We start from the raw sequence: 16356 nt of genomic DNA on the forward strand, positions 1-16356 counted from the left end.
GGTGGGTCCGGCGGTGTTCACCGGCAGTCTAGGCCGCGCGGGGGGCCGCATTGTCCCCGCCGGGCGCACGGGAGCGGACGCCAGGAAACGCGTCTGTGGAACCCGTTCCAAAAACAGGGTATGGTGGAGCAGAGACCATGCGTAAACCCACCATTCAGGATGTTGCCCGGCACGCCGGGGTCGGCGTCGGCACCGTATCCCGCGTGCTGAACAATCACGTGGCCGTGAAGGGCGCCACCCGCGAAACCGTCCTCAAGGCGATCGCCGACCTCGAGTACACGCCGAATCCGCACGCGCGCCGTATCGCCGGCGGCAAGAGCTACACCATCAGCGTGCTGCTGCCCGTCCTGACCACCGAATTCTACGTGCGCCTCCTTGACGGCCTGGAAAGCGCGTTCCAGGAAGCGCGGTACGACGTGGCGATCTTCCCGCTGCTGGACCGCTCGCGGCTGGAACGGTACCTGGGGTCGCACACCCTGGCGTACCAGGCGGACGGACTGGTCATGGCCACGTACAACCTCACGCAGATGTTCCACGAGCGCCGCCTGCGCACCCAGCAGCCCACGGTGCTGGTCGACGCGTACTCGGACGCCGTGGATTCCTCGTTCATGGATAACGTCAGCGGCGGCCGCCTGGCCGGAGAGTACGCCGTGAGCCTGCCGGGGCAGCTGTACGCCGTGTGGGTCGAGACGGAACTGGATCACCTGTTCACCACCCGTGTGTTCGAGGACCGCCGCAGCGGCTTCCTGACGGCCGTGCAGAGCGCCGGCCGGACCGTGCACCGCGAGTTCACGTCCAGTTTCGATTCCCTGGCCGCCCGCAATACCGCCGCGACCCTGCTGGACGACGCGCAGGCCGCCGGGCTGCCCTGCACGGTCTTCGCGTCCGCCGACATGCTGGCCGGCGCGCTGCTGGACGAGGTGCGCCTGCGTAGCCTGAAGATCGGGCAGGACGTCCGCGTGATCGGCTTCGACGATCAACCCTGGGCCGCCGAGCGCGAACTGACCACCCTGCACCAGCCGGTCGAGAGCATGGGCTACGAGGCCGCGCAACTGCTGCTGTCGCGCCTGAACGGGTACAAGGGCCCGCCCCGCGCCCGCCGCTTCGAGCCGCGCCTGATCGTCCGGGGCAGCGCCTGAAGCGGTGATGGTTGAAAGTTGATGGCTGATGGAAGTACTCCTCTATCAACCATCAACTGTTCACTGTCTACACCCGGATGCGCAGGCCCAGCAGCAGTCCGGCGGTGAACGCCCCGGCGAAGGGCAGGTTGGCGGTCAGGAGGCGGGTCAGCCACGCGCCGCCCTGCTCGGTGCCCTGCCGTAGCCACGGTTCGGTGATCGCCTGAACGCGCAGCCAGTTCACGCTGATCAGCTCGAAGTACGCCAGCAGTTGCAACGTGATGAACAGCACGCCCAGCCCGATCAGGGCCACTCGTCCCACGTAGCGGATCGCCACGCCGGTCGCGAATCCCAGCAGGGCGCCCACGCTCAGGTCCGGCAGCAGGGCGGACAGGGCGTCGCCCAGCGGATGGCCGGCGGGGTCCAGGGGCGGGGGGTCGGGAACGGGGGTGGGGGTGATCATCAGGTCCGGGGGACGGGCGGCCCGCAGGCGCTCTGGGCGCGCGGGCGTGGTCGGGTGCGCGCATGGTAGCGCAGTTGCGGGGGCCGTGCGGGCCGCCTGACGCGGAAGAGAGCGGCGGGGTAGGCCGGGGGGCGCTATGGTAGGAGCACCGTGGACCTTCCGACCGAGCCTGCCTCTCCTGAACCCGTTCCCGCTGATCTGGTCTCGCCGGAACTGCTGACGCGCCTCGTGGCGGGCGAGGAGGCCGCTTGGTTCGAGTTCGTGCAGGAGTACGAGGGCCGCATGTACGGGTACCTGTACCGCCTGGAGGGGAACAGTGAGGACGCCCTGGACCTGACGCAGGAGGTGTTCTACCGCGCGTGGCGCAGCATCCGCACGTTCCGGCCCGGCGAGCGGGTGCTGCCGTGGCTGTATCAGGTGGCGCGCAACACGCAGATCGAATCTCACCGCCGCAAGCAGTTGCAGCGGTTCTCGCTGGAGCAGGCGCGTGAGGACGTGGGATTCGAGGTCACCAGCGAGAAACGCTCGCCAGTGCAGGCGGCCGAGAGTGCGGACGCTCAGGACCGCGTGCAGCGCGCCCTGCTGCGCCTGCCGACCGAGTACCGCGAGGCGGTCGTGCTGCGCTTTGTAGAGGACCTCAGTTACGACGAGATCGCGCAGATTCAGGGCGTGGCCCTCGGCACCGCCAAGAGCCGCGTGTTCCGCGCCAAGGAGCAACTGGCCGAACTGCTGGCCGGCGTTTCAGACGTGAACTGAGCGTGGGGTATCGGTCGCGGATTGCAGGAATGGCCTACACCCCACAGCCCTCCGTTCAGGGCCGCGCGAACACCTGGGTCCAGTAGCGGCCGTAGGGACTGCCGGGGCGGTTCACGTACGACAGGCCGATCAGGGTGAAGTTCCCCATGATGCTGCGGCAGTGGCCGGGGCTGCGCAGCCAGCCGTTCACGACCTCGGCGGGTGTTTCCTGTCCGGCGGCGATGTTCTCGGCGGAACTGGTGGGGGTCATGCCGGCGGCTTTCAGGCGGCGGGCGGGCATGCTCCCGTCCAGGGCGCTGGTGTGATCGAAGTACCCGTACACGGCCATGGCGACCGACTGGGCCTGCGCGGCGAGGTCCAGGGTGGGGTGCTGTTTCAGGGGCGGCAGGGCAGGGCCGCCCGCGCGCAGGGTGGCGCAGTTCCAGCCCTGCGCGCGGGCCTGATTGGTCAGGCGCAGTACCTCGCTGTCGAACGGCAGGCTGGTCTGCCACGGCTGGGCGGGCACCGTGAAGGTCACGCGGCGGTCCACGGTCTGCCCGCCGCTGCTGCTGGCCTGCGTGACGGCCGTGTGCAGGCCGGGCGTGACGGGCACCGGGCCGCTGCCGATCTCGCGGCCGTCCAGGAACACGCGGGGCGTGGCGGGCGTGTACAGCACGCTGTCGGCGGCGCTGATGCGCACGCTGCCGGGCGTGAGCAGGACGGTCAGTTCCGTGCGTTCCGGGCCGCCGCTGAGCACCTGGATCTGCGCCTCGGCCCGCCCGACCTCGCGGCCCCGGTCGTCCAGGAAAGCGGCGCTCAGGGCGTACGTGCCGGGACGGTAGTAGGTGTGCGTGACCTGCGCGCCGCGCGCCGATCCGCCGTCCCCGAACGCCCACTGCGCCGAGTACCCGGCGGGGTAGGTGGCCGTGAAGGTGACCTCGTAGGGCGCGCGGCGCTGCGAGTCCCCGCTGTACCCGATGCGGAAGGAGCCGCCCGGCCCCTGCGCGCTGGCGGGGGCGCTCAGGGCCGTCAGGGTCAGGGCCGTCAGGGTCAGGAGGGAGGCGGCCCACAGGCGGCGCAGGTGGGAACGCAGGGGCAGGCGGGTGCGGGCGGTCACGTTCCCCAGGGTAGGGCGCGGCGGGGCGCGGCGCTGTACGAATCCGAACCGCGCGTCAGCTGGTGGGCTGCGCGGCGGGCCGGGCGGGGCTGGACAGGTGCGTTTCGGGCTCGCCGAAGGTGATGGTCATGATCAGGCCGCCGTCCGGGGCGTGGCTCACGCTCACGTCACCGCCGTGCGCGCGGGCGTAGCGGCGGACCAGCGGCAGCCCCAGCCCCTGCCCTCCGACCAGACTGGCGGGGCCGCGCTCGTAGGGCAGGAACACGCGGGCCTGCAATTCGGCGCTCAGGCCGGGACCGAAGTCACGGACCTGCACCTGCGGGCGGCCCCGCACGGAGGACAGCGTCACCTCGACCAGTCCGTCCGTGTACTTCAGGGCGTTCTCGGTCAGGTTCTCGATCATCTGCCGGGCGCGGTCGGGATCGGCGGGCCACAGCAGCGGGCCGGGCGGCGTGATGACGTGCACCCGCCCGGACGAGAAGCGCCGCAGCAGGGCGCTGAGGTCGGTGCGCTGCACGTTCAGCGTGACGTCCAGGTACAGGTCGTTCAGGCGGGTCAGGTCGGCGCGGCTGGAGATCTGCGCGGCGCTGTCCTCGATCATGGACAGCAGGCGGTGGCGCTGGTCGGGATCGTCGGCCTGACGCAGCAGGTCACTGGCCAGCAGCAGCGTCTGGAGGGGACGGCGCATCTCGTGACTGGCGAGGTTCAGGGCTTCAAGCTGGCGTTTCTCGCGGCGCAGGGCGCGCTGCGTCTCGCCGCGCCACATCAGCAGGGCGCGCACGATCAGCAGGGCGCTGAGCGTTCCGAGCAGCAGGGCGCTGCCGATCAGCGTGAACCGTAGCCGTTTCAGTTCGGTCTGGTAGCGGATGCCCAGGTTCTTGGCGTACTCGGTGGCCTGGGAGTTCAGGCCCAGCACCTCCTGAGCGGCGCGGGCGACCGAGAGGTCGGTATCCTGGCGCAGGTTGCGTTCCACGACGGACAGTCGCCGCTCGCCAATCCGTTCCACGTCGTCCAGCAGCCCGAACTGCCCGCGGTTGAGGGCACTGGACAGGGCCCTGTCCCGCGAGTCGCGCCGCTCGTCGGCGCTGAGGCCGGGTTGCAGGCGGGCCACCTGGTACTGCAGCACGTCCTGAGCCAGCCCCTGGTAGGCGTAGGGGGTCCAGCCGGTCCCTGTGTTTTTCAGGGCGTTGTAGGCCGGCAGGGTCCCCAGCAGCAGCAGCAGGGCCGTCAGCAGGGCGGGCAGGGCGGCCAGCGCGATCTCCCGGAACAGCAGCAGCAGGCGCGCCCCGGGCCAGTTCCGTCTGCCTTCCCGCAGGTCAGGCCCGGCATGGACGGGGCCGTCACCGGCTGCCGGGCCGGGCAGCGGCGAGGGCCGGCTCATTCCGGCACGCTCCGGCGCAGGGCAGGGGGAACGGGCGGCGCGTGGGCGGTCATTTCACGGGGGCGATGCGTTCCACGAACCACACCCAGGCGCTGGAGTAATCCGCAGTATGAAAACGGTCGGGGGTCTGCGGGAGCACGACGGTCAGCGGCCCTTTTTGCAGGACGGGAATGGGGGCGCCGTCGGCCTGGTACGCCAGCATGACCGGCCAGTTCATGTAATCGTCGGCACGGATGGTGCTGGCAAACCCGTTGGCGGCGGAGAGGCGCAGGTCCTTGCCGGCGAAGCCGCCGCGCGCAGCGAGGTCGCGGAGCGTGACGCCCTCGTACGTGATGGTTTTTTTGAGTTGCATGTGTGCCGTGGTGTAGCGCACGGCGGGCATGGCGCGCAGCTGCGAGAGCGTGAGGTTCAGTTCGGCCCGGCCGGTGCTGATGGTCAGTGCGGTTCTCTCGCCAGGGCGGGCGCGGGGGGTGGGCTGCGCGGCGCGCACGTACTGGAACGCAGGGGAGCGCGGCTTGAACTGCAGTGGGGCGGGCGTGGCCTGCGCGCCGACCAGTGCGGCGCCGAGCAGGGCAGCCACGATCAGGCGCAGCCAGCTGTTGCGGCGGTCGTGGTGTGGGTTGCGGGGGGACACGCAGAGCAGTTTAGCGGTAACATGAATCAATCTCAATGTTCTTATGAACAAAATGAACACTGCCGGGTGTAGAGAACTGGCCGTAGTTGCGCACTTCCCTGGCCGCCGCCGCATGCCCGAGCCTGTGGCCCCTGCGTGAGGGTCCGCTGAGCCAGGGGTAGGCAGTTGATGACGGCGCAGGTCAGGCGGGCGTCACACGCGGGGCGCACACTCGGGGCATGAAAAGCCTCGTGAACCTCAGCACCATGACCCTGACCGCCGCCCTGGCCGCCGTGACGGCCCTGAGCGCCGCGCACGCCGCGCCCACCATCAGCGCGCAGAGCATCATCGTGAATCCCGTGCAGGCCAGCCTGGACGTGAAGGTCTGGACGGACCGTGACAGCAGCGGCACCGGCACGCCGGCCTACGCCCCGGGCGAGAAGATCCGCCTGTACACCAGCGTGACGCAGGACGCCTACGTGTACCTGTTCAACGTGGACCCGCAGGGGCAGGTGGACCTGATTCTGCCCAACCGCTACCAGGGCGGCGCGAACTTCCTGAAGGCGAACGCCGTGAAGGTCTTCCCGGCGGCCGGCGACCCCTTCAGCTTCGACATTGCCGCGCCGTACGGCGTGAACAAGGTGCTGGCCGTGGCCAGCCGCACGCCCCTTAACCTCGATCAGATCGCCACGTTCAAGTCCGGGCAGAACAGCTTCGCGAGTGTGAAGGTCACGGGGCAGCAGGGGCTGGCGCAGGCGCTGAGCATCGTGGTGACGCCGTTGCCGCAGAACACCTGGGTGACGGCCACCGCGTTCTACAACGTGGCGGGCCGGGCGGTCAGCATGCCGCGCCCCGTGACGCCGGCCCCCGCGCCGGTCGTGGTGAACCCCTGGGGCACGCAGCGCGAGTGGCGGATCACCATCGACAACCGCTCGGACCTGCGCGCCCAGCATGACGCGTACGCCGCGAAACTGCGCAGCGAGGGGTACGTTCTGGTGGGGACCAGCGTGAAGAACAACGAGATTCAGAGTGAATTCCGCCGCGCGGACGGCAGCAAGGCCGAACTGAAGGTCAAGCGCAAGGGGAACCGCACCGAGATCACGGTCGAACGCCGCTGATACGGGGATTGGCGGGCGCTGGCGAGCGAATCTGAGCATCATCTAACCAAGTTGTCTAGAGGGGTCAGTCTGTTTGGACTGGCCCCTCCCCTTGCGTGGTGACGGGGTCAGCCGATTATGATGAGCGCGCGCCAAAATTCAATCTGATCGGTTCCACGCTGTTGTGGAGCGCTGTTCTGGAGGTTTCATCATGAAACGTTCTACCCTGCCTGCTGTCCGTACCGGAATCTGGGGTGCGCTGTCGGCGGCCCTGCTGCTGTCCGCCTGCTCTCAGACGCCCGGCCCGACCCAGTTTTCGTCCGCCCAGCCTGGAACCGTTTCCAAAGTGGGTGCGGTGCAGCCGCAGGCCATCAGCGGCACGAACATCGACGCCTGGAGGCAGCAGGTGATCTACCTCGTCATGCCAGACCGTTTCTCGAATGGAAACACTTCCAACGACGGGCTGGGGCAACCGAACTGCCTCGACACCGCCAACCCCACCAAGTTCCACGGCGGCGACCTCCAGGGCCTGCGCAACAAACTCGGGTACATCCGCGACCTGGGCGCCACGGCCGTCTGGACCACCCCCGTCTACAAACAGGTCGGGATCGTGAACGGCACCCAGTGCGGCTACCACGGCTACTGGCCCGACTACACCAACCCCAACGACACCGCCATCGAACCCAGGTTCGGCACCTCCGCCGACCTGACCGGCCTGATCAGCGACCTGAAGGCCGGCGGGCAGAAGTACATGATGGACATGGTCGTCAACCACGCCGGGTACGGCGCGCGCATCGTCAGCCAGAACCCCTCCTGGTTCCACAGCAACTGCACCGGCGACGACATCGTCTGCCCCCTGGCCGGCCTGCCCGACTTCCGGCAGGAGGACAGCGCCGTCGCCACGTACCTGACCAACCTCAGCAAGACCTGGGTCACGAACTACGCCATCGACGCCATCCGCATGGACACCGTCAAACACGCCCCGAACTCCTACTGGCAGAACTCCTGGGTGCCCGGCGTGCTCGCCGCGCGGCCGGGCACCTTCCTGCTGGGCGAGGCCTTCCTGAGCGGCAGCGCCTCGCAACTCAAGCCGTTCCTAGACGCCGGCTTCGACTCGACGTTCAACTTCCCGCTGCGGCAGGCGCTGGTGGACTCGGTCGGGAAGGGCGGCAGCCTCGACCGCGTGGCCGGCAGCATGCAGGACACGGTCGGCACCCTGGGCCTGGACCGCACGCTGCTGCAGGTGAACCTGCTCGACAACCACGACGTACCGCGCTTCGTGAATGAGCCCGGCAGCGGCGTCGCCGAGACCGAGATCCGCGCCCGCTACGGCAACGCCCTGGGCCTGCTGATGACCCTGCCCGGCATCCCGCAGCTGTACTACGGCAACGAACTGGGCATGTACGGCGCGAACGACCCCGACAACCGCCGCGACATGCCCGCCTGGGCCTGGACCGACACCGGACGCGGCGCGGCGCAGGCGAACTTCATGGCGGGCGGCGGCACCCCCAAGAACACCTACGACCTGACCCGCAAACTCACGGGCATCCGCAAGGCGAACGCGGCCCTGTGGAAAGGCAACTACGCCGAACTGTGGCGGCCCAACGGCGGGCAGAACGTGTACGCCTTCTACCGTGGCAGCGGCACCAACCGCGTCGTGGTGGTCGTGAACACCTCGGCCAGCGCCGCGACCGTGAACCTGGACCTTCAGGGGAACACCGGCATCAGCGCCGCCGACAGGAGCGCCCTGAGTAACGGCACGGTCTTCAACGACCTGCTGGCCGAGGGCGCACCCGCCAGCGCGACCGTCACGGCCGGGAAACTCCCGGTGACCATCGGGGCCGGCAGGATGGGCATCTACCGGGCCGGCGCGACCGGTACCGGCGGCACGGGCGGCACGGCCGTCAGCGTGACGTTCCAGGTGTCGGCCAGCACCTTCTTCGGGCAGGACGTGTACCTCGTCGGGGACCGCCCGGAACTGGGCGCGTGGAACACGGCCTCGGCGCTGGCCATGACGCCGGGCGGCTGCGTGGGCAGCACCTGCACCTGGAAGACCACCGTGAGCCTGCCACCCAGCGTGGCCGCGCAGTTCAAGTTCATCAAGAAACCCGGCGACAGCGGGACCAGCCTGACCTGGGAAGGCGGCAGCAACCGCGCCTACACCGCGCCCGCCTCGGGCAGCGCCACTTACAACGGCGGCAACTGGCAGTAATACGGATCCCGGACGTGGACTTGACGGATCGGTGTCGTTCCGATCCGTCAACGAAACAAACGGAATCTGCATAAGGCTCGGCCGGCTGTCCGGCCCAGCCGCGCAGACCGTGAGTTAAAAACGAACGCCCGTTTGGAACAGGTGCCTCCCGGCTGCTACGCTGGGAGGCACTTCAACATGTCCGGAAGCGCCCCTTCCCCTCTCCTGCCGATGTCCGATGCCCCTCCCTGTCCCGCTTCCGGCCTGCCCCTGCGCAGCGCCCGGCTGCTGAACCAGCGCCGCGCCCCCTGAAGCGGGCCTGACCAGCAGACCTGCCCGGCGGCCCCGGCCCCCCGGCCACCTCGCGCCCGTTCCCTCTCCCGGCCCCTCAGGAGTCCCCATGAGTCCCGACACCACCCCGCAAGACCCCCGTCCCGAATCCAGCCACCGCCCCGAATCCAGCCCCCGTCCTGAGTCCAGCGAGGTCGCCTACGCCGCTGCCGAGGCCGCCTACGACGCCGGCCAGCAGTCCGGCACCATGCTTCAGGTCATCGCGCCGGACGGCGCGGTCATCCGCCCGGACCTGCTGCCCGACCCCGCCACGCGCCTGCACCTGTACCGCCAGATGCGCCGCGCCCGCCACTTCGACGAGCGCGGCTGGGTCCTGTACCGCCAGGGCCGCCTGGGCGTGTTCCCGCCGTTCGGGGGCATGGAGGCCAGTCAGGTCGGCACGGCCGCCGCGCTGACCAAGGACGACTGGCTGTTCCCCACGTACCGCGATACCGGCGCGGCCCTCACGCTGGGCCTGCCCATCGCGCGGACCCTGGCGTACTGGCGGACCAGTCCGCACGGGTGGCACATGCCGGCCGACCTGAAGGTCCTGCCGTTCTACATTCCGATTGCCACGCAGTACCCGCAGGCGGTGGGCGCGGCCCTGGCCGAGCAGCGCCGGGGTACACGGAACGTCGCCATGGCCTTCATCGGGGACGGCGGCAGCAGCGAGGGGGACTTTCACGAGGCCCTGAATTTCGCCGGGGCCCTGAACGCCCCGTGCGTGTTCATCCTCCAGAACAACGGCTGGGCGATCAGCGTGCCCACCCGCCACCAGACCAGGGCCACGGACCTGAGCCGCCGCGCCGACGGGTACGGCATTCCTGGCGTACGCGTGGACGGCAACGACGCCCTGGCCACCTACCACGTGACCCGCGAGGCCGTGGAACGCGCCCGCAGCGGCGGCGGCCCTACCCTGATCGAGACCGTCACGTACCGCATCAAGCCGCACACCGTCGCGGACGACCCCACCCGCTACCGCACGGACGCCGACAACGCCGGCTGGGACGCCAAGGACCCCGTCACGCGCCTGCGCGTCCACCTGCTGGCCGAAGGGCTGATGACCGAGGCGAGCGAGGCGGACCTGCTGGCCGACATTGCCGCCGAGTTCGAGGCGGCGCTGGCCGAGGCCGACAGTTACCCCGAGCCCACCCCCGCCGAGATTCTGGATCACGTGTTCGCGGAACCCACCCCGCAACTGAAAAAGCAGCGCGAGGAGATCCTCGCCGAGCACGTCGCACAGACGCAAGCCGCACAAGGCCACAAGGAGCAGGCATGAGCGCCCCCACCACCCCCGCCCCGCACCCCACCACCCACCGCACCATGACGATGGTCGCCGCCATCAACGACGCGCTGGACGTCGCGCTGGGCGCAGACAACACCGTGCATATCTTCGGGGAGGACGTGGGCGTGATGGGCGGCGTGTTCCGCGCCACCGACGGCCTCCAGGCCAAGTACGGCGAGGCGCGCGTGTTCGACACGCCGCTGGCCGAGGCGGGCATCGTGGGCATGGGCATCGGCATGGGACTGGCCGGCCTGAAACCCATCGCGGAAATTCAGTTCGCGGGGTTCCTGTACCCGGCCCTGGATCAGATCCTCTCGCACCTGGGCCGCTTCCGGCACCGCACCCGCAGCCGTTACCACCTGCCCATGGTGATCCGCGCGCCGTACGGCGGGGGCGTCCACACGCCCGAACAGCACGCCGACAGCCCCGAGGCGATCCTGGCACACACGCCCGGCGTGAAAGTCGTGATTCCCAGCACCCCCACCGACGCCAAGGGCCTGCTGCTCTCGGCCATCAACGACCCGGACCCCGTGTTCTTCTTCGAACCGATCAAACTGTACCGCTCGACCAAAGAAGACGTCCCAGTCGGGGATTACCGCATCCCCATCGGCAAAGCCCGCCTAGTCACCCAGGGCGACGACGTGACCGTCATCTGCTACGGCGGCATGGTCGAAGTCGCGCAGAAAGCCGCCGCCGCCGCGCAGGCCGCCGGAATCGGCGTGGAAGTCATCGACCTGCGCACCCTCGTCCCCATGGACACCGACACCGTGCTGGCCAGCGTCGCAAAGACCGGCCGCGCCGTGATCGTCACGGAAGCGCCCCGCACCGCCGGATTCCACAGCGAAATTGCCGCCGTGATCGCCGAGGAAGCCATCGAGCACCTGCGCGCGCCCATCGTGCGCGTCACCGGCTACGACGCGCCCTACCCGCCATTCACCGCCGTCGAGGACGTGTACCGCCCCAACCCCGTGCGTGTCGCGAAAGCGATCCGGCAGGTTATGAACTACTGAATCTGGTTGGGGGGCGCCTGCGGCGGGCTTCCCCACCCCCCAGCCCCCTACCCCAGGGGGGCAGGGGGAGCAGCGTTGCACTGGGCAGGTATTTCTCTGGCGTTGTTGGTGGTTGTCGGCGGGTTCGGCCACTGATGGGGCTGCCTGCCTCCGGTGTCGCTGCTTGCGCCCCGCGCGCTCCGCGCACGACGGGCCGCGTTGCCACGACGACTGTGCGGCCAGACAACTGGGTGCGTGCCGGAAGGTCCTACTTTTTCTCGCTTCAGCAGCAGCGTGGTTCTCTCAACTGTCGCGGAGCAATCGCACCAACAGCGTGACCTGAGCGACCTTCTTGCCTCAGGGGCAGATCATGAAGGGCAGGGACGATGGAGGGAATGCGCTCCCCTGCCCTGCTGCTGACGGCTGCCCTGCTGGTGGGGGCCGCTGCGTTCGGTGTCACTCGCCTCCAGTCGGGCGCGAACGCCCAGACGGCCGCCGTCCAGCAGGTGGCGGTGCCCGCGCTGCCGCCTGCCGCCGAGCCTGCGCCCAGCACGCCAGGGCCAGTCGAGTCGGAGCCTGCCCCCGAGCCATCTCCCGAACCTGAACCGGTGGCGCCCACCCCAGTGCCGGTGCCGCCCACACCGGAGGTCACGCCTGCGCCTCCTCCGACTGCGCCTACCAGGGTGCTGCCCGCGCGGGCCAGCGTTCCCGGCGTGCGGCACGAGTACCAGCGGCTGAACAACTGCGGGCCGGTCACGATCGGCATGGCCCTGAGCCGCTGGGGCGGCAGCCTGAATCAGTACGACATAGCCCCGAAGCTCAAGCCGTCGGGGGGGGACGTGAACGTCTCGCCGGACGAACTCGCGGCGTTCGCGCGGGCGCAGGGGATGGACGTGCACCTCGCGCGTGGCGGGGACCGGACGCTGCTGCGCTCGCTGCTGGCCTCGGGCTTCCCGGTGATCGTGGAAACGTGGTTCGTCACGCCGGACTCGGGCGGCATGGGCCACTACCGCCTGCTGACCGGGTACGACGACGCCGCCGGGCAGTTCAGCGCGCTGGACTCGTACCTGGGGCCGCTGCGCATGGAGTACGCGAAGTTCGACGAACTGTGGCGGTCGTTCGGGCGGACGTTCCTGATCGTCACGCCGCCCTCCAAACGCGCTGCCCTGGCGGCCGTGCTGGACTGGCGGGCCGACCGCACGCAGGAGCAGGCCGGGGTGCTGCGGGTTGCCGAGCGCGAGGCGGCGCGCAGGAACGACGCAGTGGGATTCCTGACGCTGGGGCAGGCGCAACTGGACGCCGGGGACGCCCGCGCCGCCGCCCGCACCTTCGACCGGGCGTTCGCCGCTGCCCCCGACCGCACCCTGGACCCCACCCGGCCCGCGTGGGTGCAGGGCGGCCTGCCGTGGCGCGCCCTGTGGTACTCGTTCGGGCCGCTGGAAGCGTACACCCGCACCGGACAGTACGCGCGGGTGCTGACGCTGACCGGCGCGGTCTTACGCTCGGTGCCCACACATGAGGAAGCGCACTACTGGCGTGCCCGCGCCCTGACTGGCCTGGGCCGCACTGCCGAAGCGCAGGCCGCGTACCGCGAGGCGCTGCGGCTGCGCCCCGGCTTCGAGGAAGCCCGCACGCGACTCTCAGCGCTGTAACCCTCCGCGCCAGACGAGGCAGGCCCCGACGATTGAACGTCGGGGCCTGCCTCGTCTGGCGCGCGCTTACTTCTTGGGCGCGTCGATGGTCTTGCTGGGCTTGCTCTTGCCGGCAGGTCGGGTGGGGGCCTTCTCGACCTTCTGGCCGATGGTGGCGGTTTCCTTCTCGACCTGCTTGTTGATCAGGATCTGCTGCCCGATGCCGATCAGGGTGGACAGGATGATGTAGATGGTCACGCCTGCCGGGAAGGTCAGCGCGAAGTACAGGAAGATCAGGTAGATGAACGCCTGCTGACGGAACATGTCCGGGTTCTTGCGGGTCATGACGTACAGCTGCCCGATGTTCACGATCAGGTACACGACGGCCAGCAGGTACAGCGGGTCGGGAATGGCGAGGTCCGGCAGCCACAGGAAGCCGCTGTCGAACTCGAAGTTCCGGATGGTGGACCACAGCGCGATCAGCACCGGGAACGGAATGAACGTGGAGAAGCACCCGGCCGGGTTGAAGTTGTAATCGCGGTACAGCTGGGCCATCTCGGCCTGCATGGCCTTCTGCGAGTCGGCGTCCTTGCGGTCCTTGTACTTGTCCTGCAGTTCCTTGATCTTGGGCTGCATGACCTGCATGCGGGCGGTGGTGCGGCCCTGCGCCTGCATCAGGGGCCACATGACGGCGCGCAGCAGCACGGTCAGGACCATCAGCACCAGTCCCCAGTTCCCGATGACCTTGTACAGGGCTTCCATCAGTTTCACGATGTACAGGCTGATCTGACCGAAGAAGTTCGGCTGGAACAGGCCGGGCAGCGTGGTGTAGCCGCTCTGGTACAGGTGGATCAGTTCGTTCTTGCCGCCGTAGATTTCCAGGTTGCTGCTGGCAGGGACGGACGCGCTGATCAGGCCCTGCGCGCCGCCGGTCAGGGTGGCGTTCACGGGCGCGGCGGGTTCATTGCCGGGCGCGGCCGCGTTGGCGCTGGCGGTCGTCTGCGGCTGGATGATCAGGGCGTGCGCGACCTGACTGGGGTTTTCCTGCAGCGCGGCGTAGCGGATGTTCTTGACGTTCAGCGAGCCGTTGCCCTGCACGGCGGCCGGTTGCGGCGCGCCCTGCGAGAGGCCCTGCACGCGGGGGTTGTCGGCCTTGCCGAGGCCGGGGAACAGGATGTTCACGCGCTCGGGGCCGCCCGTGACCTCGGTCTTCAGGTCGATCTTGAAGTTGCGGGGGTGCAGGGTGACGGTCTTGGTGACGGTCACGCCGCCCTGCTCGTAGCGGAACACGGCATCCTGGCGGTTGGCGGTCACGTCGGTGGTCAGGCCGGTGGGGGCGGTCACCTGGGCGTCGGCGGCCGGGTCGAGCGTGCCTGCGGCCTGAACGGCCAGCGCCTTGCGCTCCCCGACCATGTTCACGATGCCCTTCTGATCTTTCAGGGCGCTGAAGTCACGGGTGCCGTCGGCGCGCTGCTTGATGTACGGCGTGCCGGCGTAGCTCTTGATGTACCAGCCGATGATCTCGCCGCGCGCGTTGAACACCACGTCCTGCAGGTTGCTGGTCGCGATGAACTCGTCGCCGGGCCGACCGTCGAAGTCGGCGGTGATCCATTCGGACGTGATGGCCTTACCGAAGGTGGGGAGGGGGCCGGTCTGACTGCAGCTGCTCAGGAGCAGCGCGCCGCCGATGGCCACGAGGGGAAGCAGGTGTCTTGTCTTCATGGGGTGTGGGGTCGCCTTTTGGGGAAGTGCTCGGGCACCGGGTCGAACCCGCCCGGCACCAGGGGATTGCAGCGCAACACGCGCCAGGAGGCCAGCCACGCGCCACGCGCCGCGCCGTGCCGTTCGATGGCCTGCGCCGCGTACTCCGAGCAGGTGGGGGTAAAGCGGCAGGTGGGCACGGGCTTGCGCGGGGACAGCGCCGATTGATAGTACCGGACGGCGCGCAGCAGACCGCGGGCCGCGAGCCCCCCGGCGGGACGCGGATCCGGACCCGTCACGCCCCACCGTCCGGGGTGGGTGTCACGTCGGCCACGGTGGGGACAGAGACGGAGGAAGGCACGGAAGCAGATACGTCCCGCGCCGGACGGACGTTCCCGCCGGTCCGGTCCTGCGCCGGGGTGCCCGGCCCCTGGCTGCTCTGGCCGGCCCTGTCCTGACCCGCACTGTTCTGGGTGCCATTGTTCTGGCCGGCCTTGTTCTGGCCGCCGCCCGGCCCGCCGCGTTTCACGCGTCCCGGCGCGCGGGAGAGCGCGCGGACCAGGGCGGCCTGCAACTCCGGGAACGGCACGGTCAGCACCGCCGGGTTGGGCAGCAGAATCGCGCGGCAGGGGGGCAGGCCGCCGGGCAGCGTGCGCAGCGCCTCGCGCATGCGGCGGCGGGCGCGGTTGCGGTCCACGGCGCGCTTGAGGGTCTTCTTGCTGACCACGATGCCCACGATCGCGCGGGGCCGCCACGTCTCGCCGTGCCGGGGGCGGTACTCGGTGACGCGCAGCGTGAACAGCGGGTCGCGCACGGGCACGCCGTGACTGCGGACCTTACGGAATTCCCGGTCACCACGCAACGAATCCAGCGCCACCGGACGGCGGGGCCGTTCCTGCGTGGCGCTGGACTGAACTGCACGGGCGATAGGAGTCGCTCCTGAAGGCAGGGGCTTACTCGTCGGCGACGGTGAGCTGCTGACGGCCCTTCGCACGGCGACGCGCGAGGATGTTACGGCCGGACTTGGTCTTCATGCGGGCGCGGAAGCCGTGGGTCTTGGCGCGCTTGCGGACGTTGGGTTGGTAGGTACGCTTCATGGTGCTCTCCTTGCTCGCGCCGTGGCCCTGCACCCTGGGGGCCGGGCCAGCCTGACGCGATAGCGCCCCCCTACGGAGGGCAAACTCCGGGAGTGTATCACGGAAGGCGGACACCATCCAAGAGGCCCGCGCCGGTCGCCGGTCGGTGCGGGCAGGTCAACTTCGCATGACAGCCGGCGACCCGCCGCTTAAGCTGACCGCATGATCAGCACTGACCGGGGCTGGACGGCCCTGCTGGCGGCGGGCACGCTGCTGTGCGCCGCGCTGAGCCTGGGGCCGGCGCTGCTGCCGCGCCCGCAGGTGCCGGTGGTGACGCGCGTGCCGCTCCCACCTCCCTCGCCCACGGCGGCCCCGTCCGGGAGCGGGCAGGAGCCGCCGGTCTACCCGGCGACAGCCAGCGTGCAGCCGCTGATCTCGGGCCGCGTGAACCTGAACACCGCCACGCCAGAGCAACTGGAGGCCCTGCCGAAGGTGGGTCCGTCGCTGGCGGCGAAGCTGATCGCGGGCCGTCCGTACCGCTCGCTGGCCGACCTGGACCGCGTGAAGGGCGTGGGGCCGTCGACCCTGAAGACCCTGTCGCCGCTGGTGTCGTTCTGAAACGGATTCCG

At 69.6% G+C, this 16356-nt stretch carries 15 protein-coding genes and 1 pseudogene; 8 read left to right on the plus strand and 8 right to left on the minus strand.

What is annotated here, in order from left to right:
• Nucleotides 1-137: 137 nt before the first annotated feature.
• Nucleotides 138-1139: a LacI family DNA-binding transcriptional regulator gene (locus tag M8445_RS01230; protein ID WP_273989111.1), complete on the plus strand. Its 1002-nt coding sequence runs from the start codon at nucleotides 138-140 to the stop codon at nucleotides 1137-1139.
• A gap of 67 nt (nucleotides 1140-1206) precedes the next feature.
• On the opposite strand, the gene M8445_RS01235 is transcribed toward M8445_RS01230, so the two are convergent.
• On the minus strand, nucleotides 1207-1581 hold the full coding sequence (locus M8445_RS01235; RefSeq protein ID WP_273989112.1) for an FUN14 domain-containing protein: 375 nt from the start codon (nucleotides 1579-1581) through the stop codon (nucleotides 1207-1209).
• 150 nt (nucleotides 1582-1731) lie between these two features.
• On the opposite strand from M8445_RS01235, the gene M8445_RS01240 reads away from it, so the two are divergent.
• On the plus strand, nucleotides 1732-2337 hold the full coding sequence (locus M8445_RS01240) for an RNA polymerase sigma factor (protein ID WP_273989113.1): 606 nt from the start codon (nucleotides 1732-1734) through the stop codon (nucleotides 2335-2337).
• Nucleotides 2338-2392: 55 nt separating this feature from the next.
• On the opposite strand, the gene M8445_RS01245 is transcribed toward M8445_RS01240, so the two are convergent.
• From M8445_RS01245 to M8445_RS01255, 3 genes are read right to left on the minus strand one after another with little or no spacing between them, the layout of a single operon-like run.
• Nucleotides 2393-3433 (minus strand): CAP domain-containing protein, encoded by a 1041-nt coding sequence (locus tag M8445_RS01245; RefSeq protein WP_273989114.1) that lies wholly within the window; start codon nucleotides 3431-3433, stop codon nucleotides 2393-2395.
• 55 nt (nucleotides 3434-3488) lie between these two features.
• The gene (locus M8445_RS01250; RefSeq protein ID WP_273989115.1) at nucleotides 3489-4814 is read right to left on the minus strand and encodes a sensor histidine kinase; all 1326 of its coding nucleotides are present in this window, start codon (nucleotides 4812-4814) and stop codon (nucleotides 3489-3491) included.
• A 49-nt stretch (nucleotides 4815-4863) separates the two neighbouring features.
• Nucleotides 4864-5448 carry a putative pterin-binding protein gene (locus M8445_RS01255; RefSeq protein WP_273989117.1) on the minus strand — a complete coding sequence of 195 codons (585 nt, stop codon included), beginning with the start codon at nucleotides 5446-5448 and terminating at the stop codon, nucleotides 4864-4866.
• 218 nt (nucleotides 5449-5666) lie between these two features.
• Here M8445_RS01255 and M8445_RS01260 point away from each other — a divergent pair, with 218 nt between their 5' ends.
• The 5 genes from M8445_RS01260 to M8445_RS01280 all read left to right on the plus strand — a co-directional run bounded on the left by M8445_RS01260 (nucleotide 5667) and on the right by M8445_RS01280 (nucleotide 12971).
• Nucleotides 5667-6545: a DUF4384 domain-containing protein gene (locus M8445_RS01260; protein WP_273989119.1), complete on the plus strand. Its 879-nt coding sequence runs from the start codon at nucleotides 5667-5669 to the stop codon at nucleotides 6543-6545.
• 190 nt (nucleotides 6546-6735) lie between these two features.
• A complete protein-coding gene (locus M8445_RS01265) occupies nucleotides 6736-8736 on the plus strand; it encodes an alpha-amylase family glycosyl hydrolase (RefSeq protein WP_273989120.1) in 2001 nt (666 codons plus the stop codon).
• Between the two features lie 517 nt (nucleotides 8737-9253).
• Nucleotides 9254-10324 (plus strand): pyruvate dehydrogenase (acetyl-transferring) E1 component subunit alpha, encoded by a 1071-nt coding sequence (pdhA, locus tag M8445_RS01270; RefSeq protein WP_380091537.1) that lies wholly within the window; start codon nucleotides 9254-9256, stop codon nucleotides 10322-10324.
• Entirely contained in the window at nucleotides 10321-11340 is a 1020-nt protein-coding gene (locus M8445_RS01275) for an alpha-ketoacid dehydrogenase subunit beta (RefSeq protein ID WP_273989122.1), read from the plus strand. Before pdhA ends, M8445_RS01275 begins: the two co-directional genes overlap by 4 nt.
• Nucleotides 11341-11714: 374 nt before the next feature.
• On the plus strand, nucleotides 11715-12971 hold the full coding sequence (locus M8445_RS01280) for a C39 family peptidase (RefSeq protein WP_273989124.1): 1257 nt from the start codon (nucleotides 11715-11717) through the stop codon (nucleotides 12969-12971).
• 66 nt (nucleotides 12972-13037) lie between these two features.
• On the opposite strand, the gene yidC is transcribed toward M8445_RS01280, so the two are convergent.
• The 4 genes and pseudogenes from yidC to rpmH all read right to left on the minus strand — a co-directional run bounded on the left by yidC (nucleotide 13038) and on the right by rpmH (nucleotide 15748).
• Complete coding sequence (yidC, locus tag M8445_RS01285) at nucleotides 13038-14672, minus strand: membrane protein insertase YidC (RefSeq protein ID WP_273989126.1); 1635 nt, start codon at nucleotides 14670-14672, stop codon at nucleotides 13038-13040.
• Complete coding sequence (gene yidD / locus M8445_RS01290; RefSeq protein ID WP_273989127.1) at nucleotides 14669-14950, minus strand: membrane protein insertion efficiency factor YidD; 282 nt, start codon at nucleotides 14948-14950, stop codon at nucleotides 14669-14671. Before yidD ends, yidC begins: the two co-directional genes overlap by 4 nt.
• 191 nt (nucleotides 14951-15141) lie before the next feature.
• Nucleotides 15142-15513 (minus strand): annotated as a pseudogene (gene rnpA, locus M8445_RS01295) (ribonuclease P protein component); the annotation flags it as partial.
• A 91-nt stretch (nucleotides 15514-15604) separates the two neighbouring features.
• Complete coding sequence (gene rpmH, locus M8445_RS01300; protein ID WP_273989128.1) at nucleotides 15605-15748, minus strand: 50S ribosomal protein L34; 144 nt, start codon at nucleotides 15746-15748, stop codon at nucleotides 15605-15607.
• A 201-nt stretch (nucleotides 15749-15949) separates the two neighbouring features.
• Between rpmH and M8445_RS01305 the strand changes: the two genes are divergently transcribed.
• Nucleotides 15950-16345, plus strand: coding sequence for a ComEA family DNA-binding protein (locus tag M8445_RS01305; RefSeq protein ID WP_273989130.1), 396 nt, complete (start codon nucleotides 15950-15952; stop codon nucleotides 16343-16345).
• The last annotated feature ends 11 nt before the right edge of the window (nucleotides 16346-16356 follow it).

This window comes from Deinococcus aquaticus, assembly GCF_028622095.1.
Lineage (GTDB): Bacteria > Deinococcota > Deinococci > Deinococcales > Deinococcaceae > Deinococcus > Deinococcus aquaticus.